Origin of the sequence: Diaphorobacter aerolatus, assembly GCF_014489535.1 — a bacterium.
Taxonomy (GTDB): Bacteria; Pseudomonadota; Gammaproteobacteria; order Burkholderiales; family Burkholderiaceae_C; genus Diaphorobacter_A; species Diaphorobacter_A aerolatus.
In genome coordinates this window covers 4,214,638-4,240,323 of sequence record NZ_CP060783.1, presented here as the reverse complement: position 1 = coordinate 4,240,323, position 25,686 = coordinate 4,214,638, and the positions used below count along the sequence as shown (strand labels likewise).

At 62.1% G+C, this 25,686-nt stretch carries 21 protein-coding genes and 6 pseudogenes; 8 read left to right on the top strand and 19 right to left on the bottom strand.

Annotation, left to right across the window (positions count from 1 at the left end; genetic code table 11):
* Positions 1 to 7: 7 nt before the first annotated feature.
* The 3 genes and pseudogenes from H9K75_RS19725 to H9K75_RS19715 all read left to right on the top strand — a co-directional run bounded on the left by H9K75_RS19725 (position 8) and on the right by H9K75_RS19715 (position 3,308).
* Complete coding sequence (locus H9K75_RS19725; RefSeq protein ID WP_039016603.1) at positions 8 to 1,405, top strand: integrating conjugative element protein; 1,398 nt, start codon at positions 8 to 10, stop codon at positions 1,403 to 1,405.
* Positions 1,402 to 1,772, top strand: a pseudogene (locus H9K75_RS19720) (hypothetical protein). The gene H9K75_RS19725 and the pseudogene H9K75_RS19720 overlap by 4 nt, the downstream one beginning before the upstream one ends.
* A 15-nt stretch (positions 1,773 to 1,787) precedes the next feature.
* Positions 1,788 to 3,308, top strand: coding sequence for a conjugal transfer protein TraG N-terminal domain-containing protein (locus tag H9K75_RS19715; protein WP_047219618.1), 1,521 nt, complete (start codon positions 1,788 to 1,790; stop codon positions 3,306 to 3,308).
* Positions 3,309 to 3,325: 17 nt separating this feature from the next.
* Here H9K75_RS19715 and H9K75_RS19710 read toward each other — a convergent pair whose 3' ends face one another.
* From H9K75_RS19710 to H9K75_RS19700, 3 genes are all read right to left on the bottom strand, one after another.
* Entirely contained in the window at positions 3,326 to 3,697 is a 372-nt protein-coding gene (locus tag H9K75_RS19710; RefSeq protein WP_058130706.1) for a DUF3742 family protein, read from the bottom strand.
* An 84-nt stretch (positions 3,698 to 3,781) separates the two neighbouring features.
* Positions 3,782 to 4,414, bottom strand: coding sequence for an RES family NAD+ phosphorylase (locus tag H9K75_RS19705; protein WP_058130708.1), 633 nt, complete (start codon positions 4,412 to 4,414; stop codon positions 3,782 to 3,784).
* Positions 4,415 to 4,426: 12 nt separating this feature from the next.
* Entirely contained in the window at positions 4,427 to 5,053 is a 627-nt protein-coding gene (locus H9K75_RS19700) for a hypothetical protein (protein WP_047219624.1), read from the bottom strand.
* Between the two features lie 315 nt (positions 5,054 to 5,368).
* Here H9K75_RS19700 and mobH point away from each other — a divergent pair.
* Positions 5,369 to 6,327 (top strand): annotated as a pseudogene (gene mobH / locus H9K75_RS25650) (MobH family relaxase); the annotation flags it as partial.
* Between the two features lie 462 nt (positions 6,328 to 6,789).
* A pseudogene (locus H9K75_RS25645) lies at positions 6,790 to 7,239 on the top strand (conjugal transfer nickase/helicase domain-containing protein); the annotation flags it as partial.
* A 49-nt stretch (positions 7,240 to 7,288) separates the two neighbouring features.
* Here H9K75_RS25645 and kdsA read toward each other — a convergent pair.
* From kdsA to copM, 3 genes are all read right to left on the bottom strand, one after another.
* A complete protein-coding gene (kdsA, locus tag H9K75_RS19690; protein ID WP_216355697.1) occupies positions 7,289 to 8,134 on the bottom strand; it encodes a 3-deoxy-8-phosphooctulonate synthase in 846 nt (281 codons plus the stop codon).
* Positions 8,135 to 8,331: 197 nt separating this feature from the next.
* Positions 8,332 to 8,589: a glutaredoxin family protein gene (locus H9K75_RS19685; RefSeq protein ID WP_086068453.1), complete on the bottom strand. Its 258-nt coding sequence runs from the start codon at positions 8,587 to 8,589 to the stop codon at positions 8,332 to 8,334.
* 10 nt (positions 8,590 to 8,599) lie between these two features.
* Positions 8,600 to 9,298 carry a CopM family metallochaperone gene (gene copM / locus H9K75_RS19680; protein ID WP_086068394.1) on the bottom strand — a complete coding sequence of 233 codons (699 nt, stop codon included), beginning with the start codon at positions 9,296 to 9,298 and terminating at the stop codon, positions 8,600 to 8,602.
* 181 nt (positions 9,299 to 9,479) lie between these two features.
* Here copM and H9K75_RS19675 point away from each other — a divergent pair, with 181 nt between their 5' ends.
* Positions 9,480 to 9,890, top strand: a complete 411-nt coding sequence (locus H9K75_RS19675) for a GntR family transcriptional regulator (RefSeq protein WP_086068454.1) — start codon at positions 9,480 to 9,482, stop codon at positions 9,888 to 9,890.
* Positions 9,891 to 10,087: 197 nt separating this feature from the next.
* Here H9K75_RS19675 and H9K75_RS19670 read toward each other — a convergent pair whose 3' ends face one another.
* Together H9K75_RS19670 and H9K75_RS24215 are read right to left on the bottom strand one after the other, a co-directional pair.
* A complete protein-coding gene (locus H9K75_RS19670; protein WP_226858326.1) occupies positions 10,088 to 10,552 on the bottom strand; it encodes a FadR/GntR family transcriptional regulator in 465 nt (154 codons plus the stop codon).
* The gene (locus H9K75_RS24215; RefSeq protein WP_226858325.1) at positions 10,522 to 10,782 is read right to left on the bottom strand and encodes a FadR/GntR family transcriptional regulator; all 261 of its coding nucleotides are present in this window, start codon (positions 10,780 to 10,782) and stop codon (positions 10,522 to 10,524) included. The genes H9K75_RS19670 and H9K75_RS24215 overlap by 31 nt, the downstream gene beginning before the upstream one ends.
* Positions 10,783 to 11,164: 382 nt before the next feature.
* Between H9K75_RS24215 and H9K75_RS19665 the strand changes: the two genes are divergently transcribed.
* On the top strand, positions 11,165 to 11,524 hold the full coding sequence (locus H9K75_RS19665) for a nuclear transport factor 2 family protein (protein WP_226858767.1): 360 nt from the start codon (positions 11,165 to 11,167) through the stop codon (positions 11,522 to 11,524).
* 592 nt (positions 11,525 to 12,116) lie between these two features.
* Here the strand turns inward: H9K75_RS19665 and merA are convergent.
* Positions 12,117 to 13,571, bottom strand: a complete 1,455-nt coding sequence (gene merA / locus H9K75_RS19660; protein WP_086068397.1) for a mercury(II) reductase — start codon at positions 13,569 to 13,571, stop codon at positions 12,117 to 12,119.
* Positions 13,572 to 13,692: 121 nt separating this feature from the next.
* Here merA and H9K75_RS19655 point away from each other — a divergent pair, with 121 nt between their 5' ends.
* Positions 13,693 to 14,265 (top strand): TetR/AcrR family transcriptional regulator, encoded by a 573-nt coding sequence (locus H9K75_RS19655; RefSeq protein ID WP_226858324.1) that lies wholly within the window; start codon positions 13,693 to 13,695, stop codon positions 14,263 to 14,265.
* Positions 14,266 to 14,419: 154 nt separating this feature from the next.
* Here the strand turns inward: H9K75_RS19655 and H9K75_RS19650 are convergent.
* The 10 genes and pseudogenes from H9K75_RS19650 to H9K75_RS19615 all read right to left on the bottom strand — a co-directional run bounded on the left by H9K75_RS19650 (position 14,420) and on the right by H9K75_RS19615 (position 25,626).
* Positions 14,420 to 15,600: pseudogene (locus H9K75_RS19650) on the bottom strand (MFS transporter).
* Between the two features lie 78 nt (positions 15,601 to 15,678).
* Entirely contained in the window at positions 15,679 to 16,053 is a 375-nt protein-coding gene (locus tag H9K75_RS19645) for a MerR family transcriptional regulator (protein WP_086068400.1), read from the bottom strand.
* A 49-nt stretch (positions 16,054 to 16,102) separates the two neighbouring features.
* Positions 16,103 to 17,607, bottom strand: a pseudogene (locus H9K75_RS19640) (efflux transporter outer membrane subunit).
* A gap of 20 nt (positions 17,608 to 17,627) precedes the next feature.
* A pseudogene (locus tag H9K75_RS19635) lies at positions 17,628 to 20,800 on the bottom strand (efflux RND transporter permease subunit).
* A complete protein-coding gene (locus H9K75_RS25275) occupies positions 20,797 to 21,315 on the bottom strand; it encodes an efflux RND transporter periplasmic adaptor subunit (protein ID WP_319016846.1) in 519 nt (172 codons plus the stop codon). Before H9K75_RS25275 ends, H9K75_RS19635 begins: the two are co-directional and overlap by 4 nt.
* On the bottom strand, positions 21,300 to 21,947 hold the full coding sequence (locus H9K75_RS25270) for an efflux RND transporter periplasmic adaptor subunit (RefSeq protein ID WP_319016845.1): 648 nt from the start codon (positions 21,945 to 21,947) through the stop codon (positions 21,300 to 21,302). Before H9K75_RS25270 ends, H9K75_RS25275 begins: the two co-directional genes overlap by 16 nt.
* A gap of 232 nt (positions 21,948 to 22,179) precedes the next feature.
* On the bottom strand, positions 22,180 to 23,289 hold the full coding sequence (locus tag H9K75_RS25780; protein WP_264293870.1) for an HAD-IC family P-type ATPase: 1,110 nt from the start codon (positions 23,287 to 23,289) through the stop codon (positions 22,180 to 22,182).
* Entirely contained in the window at positions 23,217 to 24,368 is a 1,152-nt protein-coding gene (locus H9K75_RS25775; protein ID WP_264294045.1) for a heavy metal translocating P-type ATPase, read from the bottom strand. Before H9K75_RS25775 ends, H9K75_RS25780 begins: the two co-directional genes overlap by 73 nt.
* The gene (locus tag H9K75_RS25770; RefSeq protein WP_264294044.1) at positions 24,251 to 24,820 is read right to left on the bottom strand and encodes a heavy-metal-associated domain-containing protein; all 570 of its coding nucleotides are present in this window, start codon (positions 24,818 to 24,820) and stop codon (positions 24,251 to 24,253) included. Before H9K75_RS25770 ends, H9K75_RS25775 begins: the two co-directional genes overlap by 118 nt.
* A 236-nt stretch (positions 24,821 to 25,056) precedes the next feature.
* Entirely contained in the window at positions 25,057 to 25,626 is a 570-nt protein-coding gene (locus tag H9K75_RS19615) for a DUF4148 domain-containing protein (protein WP_086068404.1), read from the bottom strand.
* Between the last annotated feature and the right edge of the window lie 60 nt (positions 25,627 to 25,686).

The following is a 25,686-nucleotide window of genomic DNA, read 5'->3' as shown; positions in this document are numbered from 1 at the left end:
TGGTGCCATGAAGTTCCGTCCTGCATTCAATCCGTTCTCCCGCCGGGCACGTCGCACGGAGATCGTCCTGGCGCTGGCCGGCGCCCTCGCGCTGGGCAGCGGCGTGGCCTGGGGTCAACTGGGCTACCAGACCAGCGGCAGTGTCATCGGCGATGACGTCATGTACTCGATCGGTGGCGGCAACGCCGTGTCGATGGGCCGTGCGGCCGGCATGCGCTCTCTCGGTGTCGGCGTGGGTTGGAACAGCAACTTGATCTGCGGCGACATGAGCATCCAGACCACGTTGAAGAACCAACTTAACGGCATCACCAACGGCTTCCAGCAAATCATGTCGTCGGTGATCCAGAGTGCCACCAGTGCGGTGGCATCGTTGCCCGCGCTGATCATCCAGCGGGCCGATCCCGGTTTGTACAACCTGCTCACCAATGGCGTGCTGCAGGCGCGACTCGATTTCGACCGCAGCAAGCTGACGTGCCGTGCCATGGCCGAGAAGATGGCCGAAATGGCGGGCGGCCAGCTCGGCTGGAGCCAGATGGCCGAAGGGCTGGCGCTGCGCGATGCCGTGTCGAGCACGGATGCGGTCTCGGCCATCGAGCAAGCCGAGACGCGCCGCGGCAATGACGGCGTGCCGTGGGTCGGGGGCAGCAACGCGGGCGGCTCCGGCCAGCCCGCGATCAAGGTCGTCGGCGATGTCACCCGCGCCGGCTACAACCTGGTCAACGGCCGCGGCGTGACCGACACCTCATCCATCGCGCCGGCCAGTTGCAGCAGCCTCTCGTGCCAGACCTGGGCCTCTCCGCAGGCCGCCGTCGAGTGGGCCACGCGCGTGCTCGGCGAGAAGGAGCAGCGCACGTGCGATGCCTGCACCAAGACCGAGACGACGCCGGGCGTCGGGCTCACGCCGCTGATCCAGGAGGAGTACGACGCCAAGCTGCAGGCGCTCCAGGACCTGGTGACCAAGGCCAAGAACACGACGCCGGAGAACCTGCGCGAAGCTGGCAGCGCGTCGCTGCCGATCACGCGCGGCGTGATCGAGGCGCTGCGCGACGAGCCCGACCAGCACCTGCTGTCGCAGCGCTTGGCGTCCGAAGTCGCGCTGGCGTCCGTGCTGGAGAAAGCGCTGCTGCTGCAGCGCACGCTGCTCACGGGCAAGAAGGAGCCCAACGTCGCGGCCAACGAGCTTGCCGTTGAGGCGGTGAACCACGAGAGCGACACGCTCGACCGTGAGATTCGCAACCTCAAGACCGAACTGGAGCTGCGGCGCGAGCTGGCGAACAACTCACCCATGGCGATCATCCAGCGCCACGGCGCACGTGCGGCCGGCTCGCGCGGCATCTACGAGGGCGATCCTGTGCCGGACCGTCTCGACCAGCTCCAGAAGGGCAACCCGGGGAGTCGGCCATGAGCCCGGCGCGCATGGCCTGGCGGCCGCTGCGCTGGTTGTTCAGCCGGCGCGCGGCGAAGACGCTGCTGTGGCTGGTGCTGATCGTTGCCGCCGCCGTGGGGCGAACGTCGCGGGCATCTACCTAGTCGGCAGCGTTGCAGGCTGGGAACGGTGGCTGACGGCCTCCGCAGGGTATTTCTTCATCTGGCGGCTGTGCGTGTACGCGGCAACGGCCTATGGATGGTTCTGGATGCGCCGCCGGGTGCTCGCCCGCGAAGACCAAAGCGGGACAGATGGGCAGGCGCGGCGCCGGCTGATCCGCACCGAGGTCGCCAGCGTCGTCGCCATCGTCGCGCTGGAAACCAGCCTGTTGATGGAGGCCGCTTGAGGGGAGATCGGGACCATGACGCTCTTCACGACCGACTATCTGGAGTACTACCTCACCCTCGTGTCCTGGATCGTCAACAACGGCATCTGGGCGGTGCTGGTGTCCAGCGGGGTATTCGCGCTGCCTTTCGTCGCCATCATCGTGCAGGAGTGGCTGAAGGCCCGTGCGGAAGGTGCCGACGAAGGCAACAAGGGCTTGCTCTCGGCCGTCCGCATCGAGAACCGGGTCTTCGTCGCCATCGTGGTGGTGATGTTCGCGGGCATTCCGTTCATCGACGTGGACCTCAACACCATCCAGTACGACAGCTCGCGCTCGGCCCAGTGCCAGGTCAGCGTGCCACAGCCCACGGATACCGGCTGGTCACAGTCCTTCAGCACCATCAACAACCAGTCCGCGAAGGTGCCGGTCTGGTGGGCCTTCATGCACGCGCTCTCGCGCGCTGTCACGAGCGCCTCGGTGGCGGCGATCCCATGTGGTACGGACCTGCGGCAAATGCGCATGGAGATCGACGCGACCCGCATTGACGACCCGGTGCTGGCCCAGGAAGTGGCGGACTTCTCGCGGGATTGCTATGGGCCTGCGCGGGCCAAACTGTTCATGCAGCGCCCTCAGCTCGATGAGCAGCAGATGCACGACGTGACCTGGATCGGATCGAGGTTCTTCACCGACACCAACGGCTACTACGACACGTACCGTTCCAGCACGCCGCGCGACGACTGGCCCTACGACAGCAACCGCGATGCCGGGCTTGCGCAGGTGGCCAGCGGCGGCGGCTATCCGAACTGTAGGCAGTGGTGGGCCGATGGCAGCAACGGCCTGCGGGCACGCCTGCTGGGACAGGTGGACCCGAGCCTGCTGAATCGCCTGGCGGGCTGGGCCGGGTTCCTGAGCCGGGCCGAGGTGGACGACTCGGTGATCCGCGCCATCGCCTCCCCGCGGCAGCAGAAGTTGAACCAGGGCAGCGTCTATACGGACTACGGCGGCCAGATCGACAAGACCCTGCCGAACATCGTGACGCGCGCCACGGGCGACGTCGGCATGGCAGTCGGCGCGATTGCCGCGTTTCCTGCCATGGACGTCGTGAGACAGGCTCTGCCCATGGTCCTCGCCTTGCTCAAGATGGCGCTGGTCATCTGCATCCCGCTCGTGCTGGTCATCGGCACCTATGACCTGAAAACGGTCGTCACCGTCAGCGTCGTGCAGTTCGCGCTGTTCTTCGTGGACTTCTGGTTCCAGCTCGCCCGCTGGATCGACAGCACCATCCTCGATGCGCTTTACGGCTGGGGCTTCGGGTGGAATCGGCCGCACACCAACTTCGACCCGCTGGTGGGATTGAACAATGCCTTTGGCGACATGCTTCTGATGTTCGTCATGGGCACCATGTTCATCGTCCTGCCTACGTTCTGGATTGGCGCACTCACCTGGGTCGGTGTACGTGCCGGTGCAATCGCCAACACCTTCGCCACTGCCACAAAGGATGCAGGAAGCGCTGGCGGCAAAGGAGCAGGTGCTGTCTCAGGCGGCAAGCTCAAATGATCGAATGACCTTCGGCGTCAGTCGTCTTGGTACATCTCGTGGGAGGTATCGTTGTACAGGTTGGGATCGTAGCCAGGCGTGGCCCGCAGTTCCTCAATGGTTGGGTACTGCAGTTCAAACCCTTCTTCATCGGGATGGTGCTGATTCATAGCCCATCCTGCCACCACCACGCCCAGCAGCACGAGTGCGAACCAGAAAGCAACGTAGAGCAGCACCCCGAGCACAGCCAGCTTGAAGACCCACACAAGTGCGGTAGCACCAGCTCGCGGCACACCCCTGAATACCAGCCAATTCGACGCCCGCCGTTCGCCGCGCGCATAGGCGCGCCATCCGCGGCCAAAGGCGCGGCCGAGGCGTTCTGCGGTGCTGGTGCGGGTCGTCGTGTTCATGGTCGTATCCTGCTGTTAAGGAATGCCTATTCCAGTTTGCTCCACTTCATTCGGTTTGCGGCTTCAATGTGTTTTCTTGCTGCTTCAGGACGCTTCGTCATCCGGCCCCACCGGGCCGGGGTCAGGTTCAACGCCGATGCGGTAGGTGGCAACAAAATGCGGCCAGTCCACGTGGTCCACCAGGTCGATGTCCTCGATGACGCCAACCTTCGCTCCCGCACGCTCGAACAGGGCGATGCTCTTAGCGGGATAGTTGTTGCGCGACGGATAGAGCACCCCGTCGAACAGCGCCTGGCCGTCATCTGCGAGCATCGCATGCACCTGGGCGGACACCTGCTGCGTGTGCGTGTAGTCGCGGCTGGCCAACTGCTCTAGGTTCAGGCCGAAGTAGCCCGCCATGACGCCCGGCGTCGTGATATCGGCCAGAAGCACGTCGTCCATCACGCCTACTGCGCGCACCATCCGGGCTTGGACTTCTTTCAGCGCGATCGAGCGTTGCGTGTCCGCAAGCCACTGGTGCTTGTGAAACACCGACTCCATCAGCGCCGTGGGCAGGTCGCGCCCCAGGTAGAGCACGCCGTAGGCCCCCGCCGGGTCATCGTAGCGATTCGTGCTGCTGCGGCCATAGTACAGCGGGCTGCCCCGATAGACGACGCGGCTCACATGCTGGAGCAGTTCACCGTCATCGATCAGGAACGAAGGCAGCTCGTGGCTCATGGCGATCTCGCTTCAATGCACCTGGACGCCCAGCACGTTGAACACGGCCTCGGCCACGTCATCGATCGTGCCATGCGTCACCGCATCCACCGGCGAGCGACCGCCCAAGCCTTCGAGCGGCTCGGACAGCGCGCTGTAGATCGTCCAGTGGTCGATGCCCTCGACCTCCTGGAGCACGGTTTGGGTCAACTGCTGCTTCACCGGGTCGAGCTGCCAGTCGGGCAGCTTCTGGCCGCGCGGCCCCACGTTCAGCGCCAGTAGCCGACGGGCGAGGATGTCCTTGTAGATTTGCTGGCGCGACTTGTCCGCCAGCTTGGCGAACTCGGCAGGCGGCAGGTTGTCCGGCTGATTGAAGGCTTCCAGCAGCACGGCGCGGCCTCTCTGGACGTCGGTTTCAGTCGGTGCCCAGCGCGTGTCGGAGCGCAACGCGGCCGCCTTGCGCTGCAAGGCCTGCGCCACCGTTTCACCTTCCAGGTTAGCGGGCAGCGTCACAGCCTCCACGCGCTCGTGGATGAACGCCTGCAACTCGGCCGCGAAAGCCGGGGCATCCCGGATTTCGACGGTATCGGCGAAGCGTCGCACATCCTCCACCGTGACGCGCGGCAGCCGGTCGGCAATGAATTCGATCGCAGTGGGCATGGTCAACTCCCAGGTAGGTTTGAGACAAGACTCACTCTAGTCGCCTTTGTCGCCTTTGTCAACTTGATCGCCTGAGTGGGAGCCCACCTGGCGGTGTAGCGTCCCGGCAGCATAGGCCGGGGCCAGCGCCAATTCGCCGTCCAATCCATTCGTGCGGGTTCCGCATTGACGCTGGAGCCGCAACTCAGGCCCAGCTATACCGAAACGGTGAAAGGCCAAAGGGTCGAAACGGCAAGGGAATGGGATGCAAGGGGAAAGGCCCTATCCCGAAAAGGCAAAAAGGCCTCCCGCCCGGCCCGCTATCAGGACATCGACATGCTCTCCCTGTTCCAGCGGAAACGGCCTCCGGTCGCTGCCGCGACGTCTCCAGCCCCCGCCATCGACCTCCCGAAAGGGTTGATGCGGCCGGAGTCGGCCGCATCGCTGCTGGCCACCCCGCGCCGGCAGAAGCTGCTGGAACACATCTGGCAGCGCACCTCGCTCTCGCGCCGGCAGTTCGCCACCCTGTACCGCGCGCCACTGGAGCGATACGCCGAGCTGGTCCAGGTCTTCCCGGCCTCCGAAGCGCACCACCACGCCTACCCGGGCGGTATGCTCGATCACGGCCTCGAAATCGTCGCCTACAGCCTGAAGCTGCGGCAGTCCCATTTGCTGCCCATCGGGGCCAGCCCCGAAGACCAAGCGGCGCAGGCCGAAGCCTGGACTGCGGCCGTCGCCTATGCCGCACTGCTTCATGACATCGGCAAGGTTGCCGTCGATCTGCACGTCGAGCTGGCCGACGGGAGCACCTGGCACCCATGGCACGGCCCGCTGCGCCAACCGTACCGCTTCCGCTACCGCGACGACCGCGAGTACCGGCTCCATAGCGCCGCGACAGGCTTGCTCTACCGGCAACTGCTCGACCGCGATCTGCTGGACTGGCTCAGTGGCTATCCTTCCCTGTGGGCGCCGCTACTCTACGTTCTGGCCGGGCAGTACGAGCACGCCGGGGTACTGGGCGAGCTGGTCGTGCAGGCTGACCGCGCCTCCGTCGCTCAGGAATTGGGCGGCGATCCCGCGCGTGCCATGGCCGCGCCCAAGCACTCGCTCCAACGCAAGCTGGTCAACGGGCTGCGCTACCTGCTCAAGGAAGAGCTGAAACTGAACCAGCCCGAAGCCTCCGATGGCTGGCTCACCGAGGACGCGCTGTGGCTGGTGAGCAAGACAGTCTCGGACAAGCTGCGCGCGCACCTGCTGTCCCAGGGGTCGATGGCATCCCCGCGAACAACACGGCCGTGTTCAACGTGCTACAGGATCATGCCATGTTGCAGCCCACCGCCTCCGGCAAGGCCATCTGGCGCGCAACTATTACCAGTGAGAGTGGCTGGTCCCATGCCTTCACGCTCCTGCGCCTGGCCCCGGCGCTGATCTGGGAGCCCTCGGAGCGACCCAGCCCATTTGCGGGAACCGTGACCGTGGACAACGCCGGCGAGGCCGAGGACGGGCCGCGCCCGTCCGCGCACGACGCTGCACTGCGACCCGGAACAGCGGCGGCAACAGAGAAGGAGCCTGCAGCAAGCAGCCATCCAGATCAGTCGGGCGGGAGTCGCGCCATACCTCCCAGCCCGCAGCGCAATCCGGCCGACCCGCTGGAAAGCATGCTGGCGATGTTCGAGGCAACGCCTGAGCCGGAGCAGTCCGTCGAAGCCCCGCCAGAGGGTGCCGACGATGCAGCGGCGCCGCTCGACCATCCCGCATCGGCCCCTGGTCCTTCGGCGCCGACCGCCGCGCCTGCCGCGCACGATTCCGCCTCATTTACCGGGCGGCCATCGGGCGAGCATTTCATGGCCTGGCTGAAACAGGCCGTCCAGACCCGCAAGCTCATCATCAATGACGCCAAGGCCCTGGTACATACCGTGTCCGACACGGTTTACCTGATCAGCCCTGGTATTTTCCAGCGCTACGCACAAGAGCATCCAAACATTGGGCCGCTTGCAAAGGACGCGGCCCTGCAGAACTGGCAGTGGGTGCAGAAGCGCTTTGAAAAACTCGGACTCCACAGGAAACAGCCATCGGGTCTGAACATCAGGACGTGCGAGGTCATGGGGCCTCGCAAAACGCGCCAGGTGCATGGATATTTGCTCGAAGATCCATCGCACATATTCGATGCCGTTCCACCGAACAATCCTTATCTGTCGCTCAAATAGCCGACTAAGGGGGAAGTGCCACACGTTCTGTTTGAGCGGGTGGCAGGCTTCAGTCGATCCGAAGAGGCTCGAACGACTTGACGAGTTGGTCCACCACCTTGACCTGCCGCAGCAGCGGTTCGAGCGCGTCCAGTGGCAGAGCGCTGGGTCCGTCACAGCGTGCATGCGCCGGGTCCGCGTGTGCTTCGAGGAACAAACCACCAATGCCGACCGCCATGCCGGCCCGCGCGAGTTCGGGCAACTGCTCGCGACGTCCGCCCGAAGCCACTGCACCCGCTTCCCGGCGTTGCAGACTATGGGTGACGTCGAACACCAGCGGCAGACCACCGCTGGCAAAGTTCATCTCGCGGAAGCCCAGCATGTCCACGACGAGATTGTCGTAGCCGAACTGCGTGCCACGCTCGCACAGCAGGACGCGCGGGTTGCCAGCCTCGTGCAGTTTGTGGACGACATGCCTGATCTGACCCGGGCTGAGGAACTGCGGCTTCTTGATATTCACTACCCGACCGGTGCGGGCAATGGCGACCACCAGATCGGTCTGCCGGGCCAGGAAGGCCGGAACTTGCAGTACATCGGCAATGGCTGCGACCTGCATGGCCTGCTGAACCTCATGCACGTCGGTCAAGACTGGGCATCCGAACCGCGACTTGACCGCATCGAGGACTCGCAGCCCTTCGTCCAGGCCGACGCCTCGGAAAGAATGGATCGACGAGCGATTGGCCTTGTCGAACGACGCCTTGAAAACGAAGGGTATCCCCAGCTTGCGCGTCACCTCCACGAAGTGCTCGGCCGCAGCCAGGGTCGTATCGAGATCCTCGATGACGTTGATGCCGCCGAACAGCACGAACGGCAGGTCGTTGGCGACTGTGATGCCCTCCGAAATGGCGACGTGCAGGGAGGTGGCTGATGATATCGATCGCATAAAACTTCCTCTCGTGATGTCAACGACCGCAGGTGAAAGCTCCGAGCGTCGTCGGCGAAGAATGCCCCACGGTCTTGGACTTTGCGTGCAGACGCGTCCGCAACAGCGCTTACAGGGTCTGGGGTCCGCACCGGCGGCTCCACCCGTGACCACGGTATTCTTTCAGCGGCTCACTGAAGGCCAAGCACCTTCATCAGTCCTGGTTTCTGGCTTGCGAACGTGCCATAGAAGACCTCGTTGCCGATGATCGTGATCGGGGCTACGCGCACGCCGGTTCGCGACTTGGCTTCCGCGGAAATCTTCGGGTCGGTCAGGTCGCGCTCTTCAAACGCGATGCCGTGCTGGGACAGCCACGCCTTCAGCGCCCGGCAGTCCGGACACGCCGGAGTGCTGTAGATGAGGATGTGCGGAGTGTTGGCCTGGGTCATGGTCGCGCCCTCACTTGCCCCGAGCGGCAAGCCAGCTCGTCATCATGGTGATCTCGCCTTCCTGCGCGGAGATGACTTCCTCGGCCAGCTTGCGGACCTCCGGGTTCTTGCCGTACTGTAGCGCCACTTTGGCCATGTCGATCGCGCCCTGGTGGTGCGGGATCATGCCGCGCATGAAGTCCACATCGGCGTCGCCGCTGAAGTCGATCATCATGTCCGCATGCATGCGGTCGTTGCCGGCACGGTAGGCTGCCGTCGAGGCATCGCCCGAGCTACCGGCCACCGCCTGCTGGTCGTTTTCGCCCAGCCACTTGTTCATCATGGTGATCTCGCCTTCCTGCGCGGTGATGACCTCCTGGGCCAACTTGCGAACCTCCGGGTCCTTACCGTACTGCAGCGCCACCTTGGCCATGTCGATCGCGCCCTGGTGATGCGGGATCATGCTGCGCATGAAATCGACGTCGGGGTTACCCGTGAACTGCGCCCCCATCCCGGCGTGCATCTGATCGTTAACGGCGCGGTAAGCGGTCGTGGAGGGACTGTCATTGGCCGAGGCGCTGGACGGCATCGCGTGCCCCTGGTGACCTGCGCTGGCGCTGGCCTGCGCCGTTTCACCCGACGGGTCCACCTTTTTCTGGACGGCCACCAGGCCGGCTGCGACCACGACGGCGCCCGCAATGAACAAGAGGCTGAACTTGTTGACCTTCATGAAAAACTCCTTGAATGAGGTTGATGGGCTCACTGTAGGGCTTCCCATTGTTGGAATGTCAAGCCCATACTTCGTCCGCCACTTGGCACCGCATGGCGGTGTGCCCATGCCCATTTCAGTTGCAAGTAACTCCCATTAAAGGTAGGATGTTAGGATGTTAAAAAAACCAAAGTCCAGGATCATGTCCCAGCAACCAAAAGTTCACGACATCAGCGATTTCCCCATCGTCCGCTTCAATGGTGCAAACATATACGACGGATACGGCAGCGCCTGGTGCGCGGAAATGGACGAACTCGTCGCCCGTAGAAAGCCCTTTGTGCTGATCTACGTCGCGGGCGGGCCGGAAGAGGCTCTCGACGACCGCGCCCAGCGCGGCGTCTGGCTGAAGACTCACAAGGAGACGCTTGGCGGCACCTTGCTCGCGCTCATCCATGTCGAACCGGAATTGGATAAGCGAGCCCAGTTAGAAGCCATGCTGCCAAAGCTCGTCCAGGCTTTCGGAACACCGCAGTCCACCCGGGCTAGCCACGCCGATGCCGAGGCGCTGGCCCGGCATGTCCTGGCGGGTGGTCGCATCGAAGATTCGATATGAACAGCACCGTCCGGTCGCTGTAGCGCTATGGGCCTATTCTTGATGACCGGCTACCGTATGCTCTCCGGGGAACAATGCGCGCTACGATCGGTGAAACTGCAACCGGCAGCTCGGTGGAAATGAAACCTTCCGTCGTCAGCCGCAAGGACGCGATGCTCTGTCGCCACGAAATTGCCAGCGCGGGAGGCGCTCTCGGATCAGCTCGATTTCTCAAGCGCCGCAATCAACGGGGCGACCAAATTCCGTACGGCCGCCGCGGCTGCTTCTCCGTCTTGGCGCTCGATGGCATCCACGATCACTTTATGGGCCGCGAGACCCGGCTCAGGCAGTTCCTTGTCCTCCAGCATCGTCAGCGTGTTCAGACGAACCGAATTCGCGAAATAGCGGTACAGCTCAGCCAGTGCGCCGTTGCCACACATGCCGGCGATCGCGCAGTGGAAAGCCGTGTCGGCCTCAGCGAAGGCCGCGCTCGATACGTGTTGCTCCCGCTCTCCGCGGGCGTTCAACAGTCGGCGCAGCAGCCCAACGTCCGCCTTGGACCGGTGTGCCGCGGCCAACCTCGCCGCCTCAGCCTCCAGCATGTTGCGCAACGCGAAGTGCTCCCGCAGGTCCGAGCGTCCGACACGGCGCATCACCTCGACCGGATCGACATTGGTTCGCACATAGGTGCCGTCCCCTGACGGACTTCCAGGACCTGCCCGTGGGAGAGCACTCGAATGGCTTCCCGCACCGTGTTGCGGCCTACCTGCAGCATCTCAGCAAGTTCCTGCTCCTTGGGGATGCGCTCGCCGACTTTCCAGGCGCCCCCCTCGATCTGGTCGCGGATCAGTTCGATCGTCGAATCGACGAGCGATCGCCGTGGTGCCTGTGGGAGTGTGAAGCGGTTATTCATCGCGGTTCTCGGACAACAGAGACGGTAGCTATCAGGACCTCCATTGTACCGACTCAGCCCATATATATAGGATGATCCTATCTATTAACGAAAAGAGCAATCACTGGCAATCTCTGGGGCACTCATCACGTGCCACGCCGTTATTCACCACGCCTGTGTGAGCGAGGTTTTCTTTCAACATGTTTTGGAAATTTTAGACCATGAAAAGCATGCAGCACGTCTTGTTATCTAGTTCCCTTCGCTCTTCAAGCAGCTTACGCCACTGCTCGATGCGGGCTTTAGGAGCAATAATGCTTGGACTGACTTCACTCGCCTATAGTGCCACTTCGCACGCGGCAGATGAGCCAGAGAGTGTGAAGCTGGTCCGACAATACCTTGATGCCTGGAATGGCGGGCGAACCGACGCGATGGAAAAAGTGCTTGCCCCAATGTCGTCTATTTCAATACCAGCAATGAAGCGTCCCGCACTGGGCCTCAAGCCATTACCGAAGTGTCGCAGTTTCTAATGCAAATTCTGCCTGACCGGAAAATGAGAATCCGCTCGCAGCCTGTAGCCTCCGGCGACGCCGTGGCAATCGAGTGGGAATTCACCGCTACCAAGAAAAGCGATGGCGAGACGTCACCCTCCAACTCGAACATCAGTTATTTCGGTGTGAGCTTCTTCCGTGTTGTGAACGGAAAGATTATCTATGCCAGCGACTACTACAACCACAACACCATGCAGAAGCAGCTTCAGCAGTAACGTAAATCCGCCACGCGCATTCGGCCTTGCATGACTAAATGACTAGGCAAGTGCACTGCGGATGCTTGGGATTGTAACGGCGGCACACATGGAAGATGCTATACGTATCTACGGACTCAAAGGTGAGGCTGAGGCGGCGTCCCCGACTTATCAAGCAGGCGCGAGCCATCGACTTACCGGAAGGCACATGGACACTACCGCTTCACCTGACCCACAGTAGGAAATCGAACTATGAAACGAATAACATCTTTCCTTCTGGTCGCAGTGCTCGGGGGACTGAAGCAGACCAGCGTGTCTGCCTCATCGCGCATGAATTGGATGACAACCTTTAAAATTAAGAGAAAATAATTTGAAGTTCTGATGGGATTTTCTTAGTAGAAGAACCCTACCTTTCTCGTCAACAGGCTGAGCGGTATCCCTTGTGTTTTTATGGAGACATTCAAGATCGGGAAATTTTTTTGATGATTCACCATAAAAAAGGCGGGAAGCCTATTGAGCGACCCCGCCATAGCAAAAGCTGAAGCATGCTCACATCAAGAAACTTCACCTTGGAGCGATCCCTTGAAATTTAAGCGCATAGTAATAATAAACTTTAGCCGTTAGCCGAATTTTCCAAAGTTGGTGCACTGCTTGCTACGTTTTTAAGTGACTCCGCCATAGTGAAGTAAGGAGACCACTGTTTTGCAAGCTGGTCAACGGTAAGGCCTGCGGAAATAATATATGTTGCAGCTGCAATAACCTCTCCAGCAGATTCGCCTACCATATGAATGCCAAGAATCATTCCTGTCTCACGCTCGGATATCAGCCTGATTATCCCTTGGTCGTGACGACTTACAATGGCGCGTAGAACAAAGGAAACCGGAAGTTCACGAACCTCATAGGCAATATGGGCCGCCTCAGCCTGCATTGGAGTCAAGCCGACAGCAGCCATCTCGGGTGACGTGAAAATGACGCGGGGTAAGGCGGTGTAGTCTAGGGACCCAGGTACGTTCCCCAGAGCATTGCTCGCCGCCAACGTCCCCTGTGCACTAGCGACATACACTAATTGAGCCATACCAGTGACATCGCCCGCTGCCCAGATGCGAGGATTTGAGGTTCGCAGATGTTCGTCCACAATGATTTCGCCTCGATCCCCCATGGACACATTGACCGCATCAAGGTTGAGTCCTTCAGTTGCCGGACGCCGCCCCGTCGCCATGAGAATCTTATGGGCGAAAAGTTGCTGAGTACGTCCTTCGGAGACGACAGTCGCAAGCACCCCGTTCTCGTGTGGTGCGACGTTTGTCAGATTGGCACCAGTATGGAATATGATGCCCTCCGCTGACAGCGCCTGCTCCAGTGCCGCAGAAATTGCGGGATCCTCGAGCGGTGCAATTCGAGGAGCTATCTCGACCACTTCAACCTTGCTGCCCAGTCGAGCGAACAATTGACCTTGCTCCAGACCGATCGCATTGCCGCCGACGACCAGCATGGACTCAGGCACCTGCTCCAGGGACATGGCCGAGGCGGAAGTGAGAAAGCCCACCTCACTGAGGCCAGGAATGGAAGGAATGAATGGCGCGGCCCCACTGGCGATGAGTACCTGCTTGGCGCACACCAGGTTTGTGTTGCCGTCTGAGTCCGCGACGATGATCTCTACGATATCAGGCTCGCCTGACGCTACAAAGGTTGCCTTGCCGCGAAATACCGCAATACCTGCATCCTTGGGTGCTTGCACATGGAAAGACTGCCGGAAGTGCCCGATCATTTGATCTTTATCTCTGACAAGCAAAGACAAGTCGACAGGCCCGGCCGAGGTCGCTACACCAGGGAACTTCCCATGCGCAGCAGACATACGAGCAGAAGCCGCCGCAAGCAACGTCTTTGAAGGAACGCATCCTACATTGAGGCAGGTCCCTCCCGCCAACCCCTGTTCGATCATGGCGACTGTTTTGTCGAGCCTACGTGCTTCGTTCGCTGCGGCCCTAGCCGCCGAACCGGAACCTATCGTGACTAGATCATAGATGACGGAGGGCTGTTGTGCGGAAGCCGCTGTTGTCGTGTTCATAAAAGAAGCCTCAAGGAAATTACAAAGAAAGAGACAGATCGGTCTCCTTGTGGAATGTAGACAGGTCTGTCTCCCTGTGTCAACATGTCGTGTATGAATCCTCACAACGATGAAGAACACCATGGACAAAAAAGAACAGTTAGTCGCAACTGCCTTCAACCTGTTTTATAAGTACGGCATTCATGCTGTTGGTATAAATCGGGTGCTTGAAGAGTCCGGCATTGCCAAGAAAACGCTATATAACCACTTCTCCAGCAAGGAAGATCTGATTGCTGCGACCGTCGAATATTGTGATCAGCAGTATTTCTCTTGGCTCGATTTGCGTTTGCACGAAGCGACGCCAGGCAGGGACGCCTTGTATGCCATGCTTGATGCCTTTGACGATCTGTTTCAGGGTCTCGATCAATCCAAGCCACTTTTCTTGGGCTGTTATTTCATTAATGTCAGCGCCGAATTCAGCAATCCGGATCATGATATACATAAGCTTTGCGCCCGAAACAAAGAGGCTATGCTGCGATGGATCACACACCACACTTCACTTGCCATAACGTCCAGAGAATCGATAGTTCAAATCTCTGAAACAATTGCTATGTTGCTTGAAGGGGCGATTATTCAGGCTCACGTTCTTGGAGATTTGCACGCTGCTCGCAAAGCCAAAGCCGTGGTTAAACTGCTTCTTGATAAATCTAATTAACTAAATTCATCTGCCCATACAACTCTTTGACCATCAATAAAGGTGGAACGGCAAAGTAGCTTTCCGAAATTTCAGCAGTGGAGACAAGTCGTGTAGTGCCGGAACGGGCCACTTATCGGCTTCCAGTCCTCGATCAATGCCCCACCAAGTCAAGTCAGTTGCGACCGTACCGACCCTGCCACAGCAGCGGCACCAGGATCAGCGCCAAGGCCGGGAAGATCATCCAGTTGACCGCTTGCCAGCCCGAGTTGTGCAGGATCGACCCCGCGAGGAACGACACGGCCGCCGTGGCGGCGAAGACGAAGAAGTCGTTCATGCCCTGCGCCTTGCCCGCTCGGCCGGAGTGTGGCAGTCGGTGACCATCGCCGTCGCGCCGATGAAACTGAAATTCCAGCCGATGCCCAGCAGCGCCAGCGAGCCCCAGAAGTGGGACAGGCCGAGCCCGCCCAGGGCCACCACCCCAGAGGCGGCGAGCAGCACCATGCCGACGGCGGTCACGCGCTCCTTGCCGTAGCGCACCATCAGTCGTCCGGTGAAGAAGCTCGGCCCGAACATCGCCAGCAAGTGCCACTGGATGCCCAGGGCGGCGTTGTCCACCGAATGTCCATGGTTGACCATCGCTACAGGTGCGGCGGTCATCACGAACGCCATCACCCCATAGGACACCACGCCCGCAGCCACGGCCAGCAGATAGCGCGGCATCGCCAAGAGCTGCAGCACCGTCCGACCGCTATCGGCGACTGCTTCGGCCTGGGTCTGGCGCGGCGTGCGCAGCATGAGCAGGATCGGCAAGGCGATCAGCGGCAACAGCGCCTGGCTGAGGAAGCTGCCGACGTAGGGCGTGCCCGCTACCGCGTCGCGTGTGAAGATCACCAACTGCGGCCCGATGATAGCGCCCGCGAGGCCGCCCACCATGACCCAGGAAATGGCCTTGGCCTTGAGTGCGTCCTCGGCGGTGTCGGCAGCTGCGAAGCGGTAGCTCTGCACATACGCGCTGTAGAAGCCTGCCAGGAAGGTGCCGGCGCAGAAGATCCAGAACGACGCCAGCATGATGCCCAGTGCGGCGATCAGGCCCGAGGCTACGCCGAAGCCGACCCCGACCACGTATCCGTTACGGCGGCCATGGCGTCGCATGATGAACGCTGCGGGCAAGGTGCCGATGGCAAGGCCCAGGCCAAACAGGCTCACGGGCAACGTGATCCAGGCCGAATCGTTGGCAAGCTGCTGGCCGACCAGCCCACCCAGCGACATCACGATGGGCGCGCTGGCGCCGCCGAGCGCCTGCGCGGCGGTGAGAACACCGATGTTTCGGCGCGTGATGTTCGGGTCGGTCATGGCGTCTTTCTTATTCGTTTGTCTGGCCGGAAATATTACACGAATGAATATATATTCAGTTATAAGGCCATGCGATGCTCACGAGCCATCGCGAGCCGGTCCATCCTCGGAAGCCGCCCCGTGCAAGGCCAAGCCGAGCAGGTGCTCTTTCACCTGGATCAGTTGCTCCATACGTTCCTCGACACAGGCGAGATGGCCTTGGACAGCCTGCCTTAGCAGTTCAGGTTCCAGCAACCCCTCATGTGCCCAACTCAGCAGACGGCGCACGTCATCCAGGCCGATCCCCGACGCACGGTAGTTGCGAATCAGGTGAAGCCGTTCGACATGCGCCGGGCCATAGCGCCGATAGTTGTTGCGTGACCGCTCCGGGGCTTGCAACAGGCCCTCCCGCTCGTAGAAACGAATGTTCTCCGGGGGGGTGCCCGTCAAGCGCGCAAGCTCACCGATTCTCATCCAGTTCTCCGTGCGCAACGATGGGGAACGCCACCGTTGCGCATAGCCTTTATCCCGGCGACCGGGTGGATGATTGCGCGGTGGAGCCCGATTGCACCGTATGCTCAGTCCAGCCGCCACCCAGCGCCTTGTAAAGGTGGATGAGGTTGTTCAGCCGCGTCAGGCGCGTGCGCACCAGGGTCTGCTGCGCACCGTACTGTGTGCGTTGCGCGTCGAGCAAGGTAAGGTTGTCGTCCACGCCTTCTTGAAAACGCTGCCCGGCCAGCTCGTAGGCCTTTTGACTCGCGGCCACCAGGAGTTGCTCCGAGCGGATCTGCTCATCGAGTGTGCGCTTGCCCGCCAAGCCGTCGGCCACCTCTGCGAAAGCCGCCTGAATAGACTTCTCGTAGTTGGCGATCTCTATCCTCTTTTGTACCTGTGCCATGTCCAGGCTGGCGCGCAATGCGCCGCCGCGGAAGATGGGCAGCGTGAGCTGCGGCAGAAAGCTCCAGGCCCGCGAGCCCGAATCGAACAGGCCGTCGAGCGAGGCGCTGGCCGTGCCGGCCGAACCCGTGAGGCTGATCGTTGGGAAGAATGCTGCCCGCGCCGCGCCGATGTTGGCGTTGGAACCGATCAGCATCTGCTCGGCAGCGCGGATGTCAGGACGGCGCGCGAGTAGTTCCGACGGTAAACCGCTTGGTAGATCGGTTGGCACGATGTTGTCGGGTAGCACCACAGCCTCGTCCAACTGTCGGGAAAGCTCGGGCGTCAGCGGCTGGCCCAGCAGCAGTACCAGCGCGTTGCGGTCCCTGGCCGCCTGTCGCGTGTAAGCAGCATGATTGGCCTCGGCGGTGCGCAGCGCGATCTCCACGAGGCGCAGGTCGAGCTGAGTGGAGTTGCCAGCTTCCACCAGTTGGGTCGTCAGGTCGTAGGAGAGCTTCTGTGTGGCGAGGGTGTCGCTTGTCAGGCGCAGCAGCTCCTGGTCGGCAAGTAGCGTGAGGTAAGCGCCGGCCACCTCGGACACCAAGCTCATCTGCGTAGCGATGCGGGTCTCGTCGAGGGCCAAGTAGGACGCCAGCGCTCGGTCGTTAAGGCTGCGGATGCGGCCCCACAGGTCCAGTTCCCAGGCGGCCGCCACCCCGGCCACGTCGTAGCGCCTGAGCACCTCGCTTTGCCCGTGGTGCTGAGGTCGGCCGGTACACGTTCTGACGCGCCGCTGGCGGAAACGCCCAGGTTTGGCAGCACCTCGGCGCGCTGGATGCGGTACAGCGCCTGCGCCGCTTCGACGTTGAGCGCGGCCTTGCGCATGTCGCGGTTGTTCTCCAACGAGATGCCGATCAACTGCAGCAGCAGCGGGTCGCGGAAGAAGTCCCGCCAGCCGATCTCGGCCGTGATCGCGTCGTCGGGCGTCGCGACCGCCGGTTCCACATAGGCCGCGCCGGAAGGATACGCTGTGTCGATCGGCGCTACGGGCCGGTCATATTTCGGTGCCATGGAGCAGCCAGCCAGTGCCGCCGCGAGGACGAGCGGCGCCAGCATCTTGGCGGATCGTTTGAGTGTGAAAGATGTCTTCATGTCGTATGTCCTCCTGGCCGTCACGCCTGCTGGTCGGTCATGCCGACATGGGCATGGCGCGCTTCGCGGCGCAGCGCCAGCTTACGCACCACAACGTAGAACACCGGCGTCAGCACCAGGCCGAATGCCGTCACGCCCAGCATGCCGGCGAATACCGCGATGCCCATGGCATGGCGCATCTCGGCACCCGCACCGCTGGCCAGCACCAGTGGCACCACACCAGCGATAAAGGCGAACGACGTCATCAGGATTGGGCGCAACCGCAAGCGCGCGGCTTCGAGCACGGCAGCCAGCGGATCGGCCCTTCGCTTTCCTTCGCGCGGGCGAACTCCACAATCAGGATCGCGTTCTTGGCGGCTAGGCCGACCAGCACCACGAAACCGATCTGTGTGAAGATGTTGTTGTCCCCTCCCGAGAGCCAGACGCCGGCGATCGCTGAGAGCAGCGCCATGGGTGCAATCAGCAACACAGCGAACGGCAGCGACCAACTGTTGTACTGGGCCGCCAGGAACAGGAAGGCGAGCAACACCGCCAGCGCGAAGATATAGATCGCAGTATTGCCAACCCGCTTTTCCTGGAAAGTCAGATCCGTCCATTCGTAGGTCATGCCGTCCGGCAGCGACTCGGTCACGATCTTCTCGATCGCGGCAGTAGCCTGTCCGGACGAGTAGCCCGGCGCTGGCCCTCCGCTGATGTCGGCCGAGGGAAAGCCGTTGTAGTGCATCACCCGGTCGGGGCCGGAACTGCGCTCAATGGTCGTGATCGCGCTCAGCGGGATCATGTCGCCCGCTGCATTGCGCACCTTGAGCATGCCTATGTCTTCAGCCTGCATGCGGAACGGCGCATCGGCTTGGGCCATGACCCGGTAAGTCCGACCGAATCGGTTGAAGTCGTTGACATATAGTGAGCCGAGATTGATCTGTAATGTGTCGAACACCTCGGTTAGCGACACGCCCTGGGACTTGGCCTTCACCCGATCGATGTCAACCTGCAACTGCGGTGCATTGGTCTGGAAGCTGGCGAGCATGTTCGCCAGCTCGGGCGCCTGCATGGCCTTGCCCATGATCTGGCCCTGTGCCTGCGCAAGCGCCTCGGGACCCAGGCCCGCCCGGTCCTCGATCTGCAGCTTGAAGCCGCCATCGAACCCAGGCCCGGCACCGGCGGCGGCGGGAATATGCCAACGAAGCCGTCCGGGATCTGGCTGAACTTGCCCATGAGCTTGCCCTGGATGGCGAAGGCCGACAGCGACGGTTCTTTGCGCTCATCGAAGGGTTTGAGCATGGCGAACATCAGCGCGGTGTTCGGCTGGTTCACCGGGCCGTTGACCGACAGTCCGGGAAAGGCCACCACGCTTTCAACGCCAGGCTCGGCCAATGCGATCTTGGTCATCTCCTTGACGACTGCCTCGGTGCGATCCAGCGACGCGCCGGTAGGCAACTGGGCGATGCCCACTAAGTAGTACTTGTCTTGCGCGGGCACGAAGCCAGTAGGTACCTTGTGGAAGCCCAGCCAGGTCAAACCCAGGAAGCCGACGTAGAGCAGCAACACGATGGTGCTGCCGCGCACCGCGCGGCGCACGCCTCCTACGTAGGCATTCGAGGCGCTATCGAAAAAACGGTTGAAGCGGCGGAAGAAGCCGCCAAACACGCCCTCGATGATGCGCGTGACGCGATCTGGCTTGACTGCGCCATGGTGCGGCTTGAGCAGGACGGCTGCCAGCGCGGGCGACAGCGTGAGCGAGTTGATCGCCGACAAGATAGTCGAGAACGCGATGGTCAACGCGAACTGGCGATAGAACTCGCCTTGCAGCCCCGACAGGAACGCCGAGGGGATGAAGACTGCCGCCAGCACCGAGGTGATGGCCAGGATCGGGCCGGTCACTTCATCCATGGCCTTGCGCGCCGCATCCTTGGGAGATTCGCCCAGAGCCATGTGCCGCTCGACGTTCTCCACCACCACGATGGCGTCGTCCACCACGATGCCGATGGAGAGCACGAGGCCGAACAGCGACAGCGTGTTCAGCGAGAAGCCGAACATGTGCATCACCGCGAACGTGCCGACCAGCGAAACCGGCACGGCGATCAGTGGAATGATCGATGCGCGCCAGGATTGCAGGAACAGCACCACCACGATCACCACCAGGAGGATGGCCTCCAGCAGCGTGACGGCGACAGACTGGAGCGAGGCGCGCACGAAGACCGTGGGGTCGTAGGCGATTTTGTACTCGATGCCTTCGGGGAACTTAGCCTGCAGCCGCTCCATCGTCGCGCGCACCGCGCTGGACGTGTCCAGGGCATTGGAGCCGGGCGTCATCAGAATTTGCAGGCCGACCGCGTTTTCACCGTTGAGTTGGCCGCGCATGGTGTAGTTGTCCGAGCCCAGTTCCAGGCGCGCAACGTCGCGCAGGCGCGTTACTTGGCCGCTAGCACCAGCCTTGATCACGATGTCACCGAACTGCTCTTCGGTGGTCAAGCGGCCCAGAGCATTAACGGTAACCTGAAAGGCGGACGATGCATTGGGCTGCTGGCCGATAGAGCCTGCTGCAACTTGCACGTTCTGTTCACGGATGGCAGCAACTACATCGCTGGCGGTCATGCCCCGCGATGCGACCTTCTTCGGGTCGAGCCAGACCCGCATTGCGTACTCGCCTTCGCCGCCAATGATCACGTTGGCGATGCCCGGCAGTCGGGCTAGTTCGTCGCGCACGTTGAGCATTGCGTAGTTGGACACGTACAACGGGTCGTAGTGATCTCCCGGCGAGAGCATATGCACTACCATGAGAATGTCAGGCGCGGTTTTTTCAGTGACTACGCCGATGCGCTGAACGTCGGGGGCAGCCGGGGCAGCGCGCGCGATACGCGGTTCTGCACCTGAATCTGTGCGACGTCGGGGTCAACGTGCTGCTCGAAAGAGATGGTGAGTACCATTCGCCCGTCTGTGGACATCTGGGATTGCATGTACATCATGCCTTCCACGCCGTTGATCGCCTGCTCCAGCGGCGATGCCACAGTGTCGGCGATCACCTGCGGATTTGCACCGGGATAGCTGGCGGTGACCTGCACCGTCGGCGGCGTGACCTGTGGGTACTCGCTCAGGGGAGCTGGAAATAGCTGATCGCGCCGGCGATCAGCATCAGCACCGACAGAACGATGGCGAAGATCGGCCGGTTGATGAAGAAACGAGGGAAGTTCATTGGCGGGCCTCCGTCGAGCCAGCCGCGCCGTCAGCCTTGGCCTGATCCGCGTCACCGGCCTCGGTCGACGCCGCTGCGGAGGCCGCACCGGTGGCAGGTGTCGTGGGTACCTGCATAGGCACCATGCGCGGCGTGACCGCCATGCCGGGACGCACGAGACCCTTGATGATGATCTTCTCGCCGGCCTGCAGGCCGCCGTTGATGACGCGCAGCCCGTCCACCACCGGCCCCAGTTCGATGGGCCGGTACTGGGCCTGATTATTATCACCGACGACCAGCACGTAGTTGCGCCCCTGGTCGGTGCCCACGGCCAGGTCGTCGATCAGTACGGCCTCGCGCGCCGCGCCGGTGGACAGCTTGGCCTGGGCGAACATGCCGGGTGTCATGTGCCCATTCGGGTTGGGCACGACGGCGCGCGCGCGGATCGTGCCGGTGCTTCGGTCGATGGTATTGCCTACGAAGTCGAGTACGCCCCTGTGCGGGAAACCCTTGTCAGTGGTCAGCCCGACCTGCACGGGCAGCGAGTCCTTGCTATCGGCCCCGCAAGGGGTCGCGAGCGGCTTACAACATTGAGGTACGTGGCCTCATCGATGTCGAAGTACACGTGCAGTGGGTCGATGGAAACGATCGTGGTCAACAGCGTCGCAGCGCCAGCGCCGCCACCGCTGACTAGGTTGCCCTCGGTCACGAGCACGCGGTCAACTCGCCCCGCGATAGGCGACGTGATGCGCGTGTAAGACAGATCCAGCCGTGCCGCAGCAACGGCGGCCTTGGCCGCCTGCACTTGGGCCTGACGTGCGCTGCGTGCTGAGGCGGCATCGTCGTAGGTCTTGCGTGAGACCGCGCCGGTCGCCACCAGGCGCTCGGCGCGGTCAAAGTCGGCCTGGGCCTGGCTGGCCAGCACCTCGGCCTGCCGCAGTTGCGCCACGGCCGTGTCGAGCGCCACCTGGAACGGCCTTGGGTCGATCTGGAACAGCAGTTGGCCCTTGCGCACGAGGCTACCTTCGGGAACGCTCACCGCATCGACGGCTCCGCCGACCCGCGAACGCAACTCGACGGTCTTGGGCGCGGCCAGGAAGCCGGTGTACTCGGCCGATGGCGTGACCGTGCGGGTAATGACCTCGGCCACGGGCACCTGCGGCGCCATCGGCGCGCCCGCCGGGGGGGCCGCGGCCTTGCCCTCGTCCTTGACATCGCGGGCAGCGATCGCTATCCCCCGACGGCTGCGATGATGCCCGCCACCACAACGATTTTGATTTTCTTACGCATGGAAGTGATCCTTCTTGGATGCAGGACTCCGGCCCTTCCGAAGCGTCCTGCAGAAATTTGTGTGGAGGCTAGGCGTTACAACGACGGCAAAGTCAAGCCCTCTTGTTGCCTCAGCGGGCAGACGGCATGGACAAGGTGGTGGGACGCCCGGCGTCGTCGCCGTGGCTGGTCTCCGGCGCGCCCTTGAAGCGCAGCAGGCGCAGTGCATTGAGCGTGACCAGGGCCGTGGCGCCGGTGTCGGCCAGCACGGCAATCCACAGGCCGGTGATACCCAACACGGTGGTGACCAGGAACAAGCCCTTGAGGCCAATGGCGAATACGACGTTCTGGTGGATGTTGGCCATCGTCGCCCGCGACAGGGCCACCAGGTGGGCCACATCCGTGACGCGGCTCTTGAGCAGCGCGGCATCGGCGGTTTCCAGCGCCACGTCCGTGCCGCCGCCCATGGCGATACCCACGTCGGCGGTCGCCAGGGCCGGCGCGTCGTTGATGCCGTCGCCGACCATCGCCACCTTGGCATCACGCTTCATATCGTTGACCAAGCGCAGCTTGTCCTGCGGCAGCAGCTCAGCCTCCCACTCGATGCCTAGCTTGCCGGCGATCGCCTGCGCAGTGCGGCGGTTGTCGCCGGTCAGCATGACCGAGCGCACGCCCATGGCGTTGAGCTGGGCTACCCCTTCGCGTGCGTCGCGGCGGGGCTCGTCGCGCAGGGCCAGCAGCCCCATCACGTTCTTGCTGCCTTCTTCGAACAGCACCACGACGGTCTTTCCGCCGTCTTCCAGCTTGTCGATCTCGCGGCGCTGCTCAGCCGTCAGAGTGACCGTCTGACTCGCATGGACAGGCGAACCGACGGCGAGCGCACTGCCGTTCACGGTGGCGCGGACCGCCTTGCCGGCGATGGCCGATGCGTCCGTGGCCTGGGGAATCGCCACGTCCAGGCTCTTGGCATGGGCGACGATGGCCTTCGCCAAGGGATGGTTCGAGCCGGACTCGACAGCGGCGGCAAGCGCAAGGACCTGTTGCTGCTTGAACATCCCGAAGGGCACGACCTCTGTGATGCGCGGCTTGCCCTCGGTCAGCGTGCCAGTTTTGTCGAAGGCAATGGCGCGTACGCGGCCAATGGTTTCCAACGCGTTGCCACCCTTGATCAGCAGGCCCGTCGCGTGGCCACCGCAAGACCCGAGGCGATGGCTGCCGGTGTGGAGAGCACCAGCGCACATGGGCAGGCAATCAACAGCAATGCGAGGCCGCGGTACAGCCAGGTACTCCAGTCGCCACCCATGGCAAGTGGCGGAACCACCACGATCAACGCCGCGATGGCCATGACGGCAGGGGTGTAGTAGCGGCTGAACTTTTCGATGAAGCGAGCCGTGGGCGCCTTGGAGGATTGCGCCTGCTCCACCAGTTGGATGATGCGCGAAATGGTGTTGTCCGATGCCGTCTTCTCGACTTGTACTTCGAGCACGCCATCGACGTTGATGGAGCCGGCGAACACGTCGGCACCGATAGCCTTTTGACGCGGCACGGACTCGCCGGTGATGGGCGACTCATCCAGGCTGCTTTCGCCGCGGAGGATCTTGCCGTCCGCCGGCACCCGGTCACCAGGACGCACCAGCACGCGGTCGCTCACGCGCAGGGAGGCGGCGGGCACTTCGCGCTGCCCGCCCGCGGCATCGAGCAGTACCGCCGTCTTGGGCACCAGCGAGGCCAGCGCCTTGATGCCGGCACGCGCGCGGCCGGCGGCCACGCTTTCCAGCAGTTCACCGATCGCGAACAGGAACACCACGGCAGCGGCTTCCTCGGCCTCGCCGATCACGAGCGCGCCCAGCGAGGCGACGACCATCAGCGTTTCGATAGAGAACGGCGAGCCTGACATGGCCAGTGCGAAGGCTTTGCGCGCGAACGGCAGCACGCCCGTGATCACCGCGGCGGCGAAGATCCATTCGGCGTAGCCGGGAACAAACTGCGCGATCGCGTAGGCCGAGCCCATGAGGCCACCCAGGCCCAGCACGTGCCTGCCTTTTTTCGTCTGCCACCAGCGCAGGCTGGCGGCCGAGGACGCCGGAGCCGGCGCGGCGGGTGCGGAGCCGTCGTGGCGGCGCACGTCGGAGACGCCGAAGCCCAAACTCTTGATGGTCTTCTCGATGTCGCCGAACTGCGTGGGGCCACTGGACGCGAGCGTCAGCTCCAGCGTTTCGGCGGTGAAGTTGATGCGGGCGTCGGACACGCCGGCCATGCGCGCGAGGGCCGTTTCGATCTTGCCGACGCAACTGGCGCAGTCCATGCCCTCGACGCGCATGGACACGTTGGGGGCGTGCTGGGTGCTCCACGGGAGGCAGAGGCCGGCGCATGGTCATGCCCGCTGCAGGCCCCGTGATCGTGACCGTGGTCATGGGCATGGCCGTGAGCATGGCCATGCCCATGGTCATCACCGCACGCCTTGCCGTGCGAATGATCGTGCCCGTGGTCGTGGGCATGCCCATGGTCATGGTGGCCGCCGCAGCCGGCGTGGTCATGCGCGTGGGCCGCCTGGCGCGGTGCAGGTGCTGCGGACATTTCGGACGCGGGCAGTGCCTGCACGTCGAAGCCCAGCGACCGGATTTTCTTGGCAATGTCGCGAGCAGTATTTCGGCTACTTGTGCTGCGCGTCAACGTCAGTGTCTCATTTGTAAAATTGACCTGCACATTTGATACGCCATCAATTCGACCAAGTGCTGTTTCAATCTTGCCGACGCAACTGGCGCAATCCATACCTTCGACCCGAAAGCCCAGGTGTTCGTCCTGCGCTCCTGTGCCGTCCAATGTTCCCAAAGACATATCAATCTCCTGGTTCTCTGAGTGATTGCCGTGGCAGAACGCACAAGTCAGTGATCGTCATGATGCATTAATAAATACATGAACACTTGTTTGTATGTATGCCCAAAAAAAAGAAAGAATCTCTTTCTGGGTGAACCATCCGATCACTGCTTTATGCTGCTGCCATTAAGTCATTTTTTGTTGCGCAGCATCTGGTAGGTTTCAAATGCGGTGCGGTAGGCATCACTGTAGGTATCAGGCGTCTGTTCACCAGACCAGAATCCAGCCATCCCCGCAAACTGCCAATCTGCCAAGTCGCTCTTCACTTGAGCGCGAGTCAAGGCCACCGGAGCCTTGTAAGCTGCACCCAGCTTGAGCTGGAGATAGTTCTGGTAGGCTTGTTGGTAGGCAGGGGTGTGCGAAGCGGTGGTGATTCCGCGCGAGGTGAATGCGTGCATGCCGGAGATTTTCCACAGTTCCAAATCAGCCATCACTTCAGCACGGGTCTTTCCTGCTGAGGGCGCCTGATACATATCACCTTGGGTCAATTGCAAGTAGCGCTGAAAGGCAGCCTGGTATTGAGGGCTGAACGTATCCGGGCCGCTTTCGCCGCGAGACAACGCTTCCAGCCCAGATTGCCTCCAAGCAGTCAGATCCTCTTGGACCTGTTGCCGTGTCATATCTGCGGCGAACGGTTGAGCGTTTACTCCAGCAGCAAAAAGTGCGGAAAGCAGAACAGCAAAGCGAATTTTCTTGGACATGGTCAATACTCCTTGACGTTACAAATAATGGCGTGGTCCTTACGCCTTTTCGGATACCCC

Bases quoted from the DNA above. Each gene is read 5' to 3' on its own strand.
- merA (WP_086068397.1), bottom strand. From the start codon at position 13,571: ATGAACACGACAACAGCGGCTTCCGCACAACAGCCCTCCGTCATCTAT.
- H9K75_RS25270 (WP_319016845.1), bottom strand. From the start codon at position 21,947: ATGGCGCCGCAGGTGCCCGTGGCCGAGGTCATTACCCGCACGGTCACG.
- H9K75_RS19715 (WP_047219618.1), top strand. From the start codon at position 1,788: ATGACGCTCTTCACGACCGACTATCTGGAGTACTACCTCACCCTCGTG.
- H9K75_RS19710 (WP_058130706.1), bottom strand. From the start codon at position 3,697: ATGAACACGACGACCCGCACCAGCACCGCAGAACGCCTCGGCCGCGCC.
- H9K75_RS19675 (WP_086068454.1), top strand. From the start codon at position 9,480: ATGTCCCAGCAACCAAAAGTTCACGACATCAGCGATTTCCCCATCGTC.
- H9K75_RS19645 (WP_086068400.1), bottom strand. From the start codon at position 16,053: ATGAGAATCGGTGAGCTTGCGCGCTTGACGGGCACCCCCCCGGAGAAC.
- copM (WP_086068394.1), bottom strand. From the start codon at position 9,298: ATGAAGGTCAACAAGTTCAGCCTCTTGTTCATTGCGGGCGCCGTCGTG.
- H9K75_RS19705 (WP_058130708.1), bottom strand. From the start codon at position 4,414: ATGAGCCACGAGCTGCCTTCGTTCCTGATCGATGACGGTGAACTGCTC.
- H9K75_RS19655 (WP_226858324.1), top strand. From the start codon at position 13,693: ATGGACAAAAAAGAACAGTTAGTCGCAACTGCCTTCAACCTGTTTTAT.
- H9K75_RS25775 (WP_264294045.1), bottom strand. From the start codon at position 24,368: ATGCGCGTCGAGGGCATGGACTGCGCCAGTTGCGTCGGCAAGATCGAA.
- H9K75_RS24215 (WP_226858325.1), bottom strand. From the start codon at position 10,782: ATGAATAACCGCTTCACACTCCCACAGGCACCACGGCGATCGCTCGTC.
- H9K75_RS25780 (WP_264293870.1), bottom strand. From the start codon at position 23,289: ATGTGCGCTGGTGCTCTCCACACCGGCAGCCATCGCCTCGGGTCTTGC.
- H9K75_RS19685 (WP_086068453.1), bottom strand. From the start codon at position 8,589: ATGACCCAGGCCAACACTCCGCACATCCTCATCTACAGCACTCCGGCG.
- H9K75_RS25770 (WP_264294044.1), bottom strand. From the start codon at position 24,820: ATGGATTGCGCCAGTTGCGTCGGCAAGATTGAAACAGCACTTGGTCGA.
- H9K75_RS19725 (WP_039016603.1), top strand. From the start codon at position 8: ATGAAGTTCCGTCCTGCATTCAATCCGTTCTCCCGCCGGGCACGTCGC.
- H9K75_RS19700 (WP_047219624.1), bottom strand. From the start codon at position 5,053: ATGCCCACTGCGATCGAATTCATTGCCGACCGGCTGCCGCGCGTCACG.
- H9K75_RS19615 (WP_086068404.1), bottom strand. From the start codon at position 25,626: ATGTCCAAGAAAATTCGCTTTGCTGTTCTGCTTTCCGCACTTTTTGCT.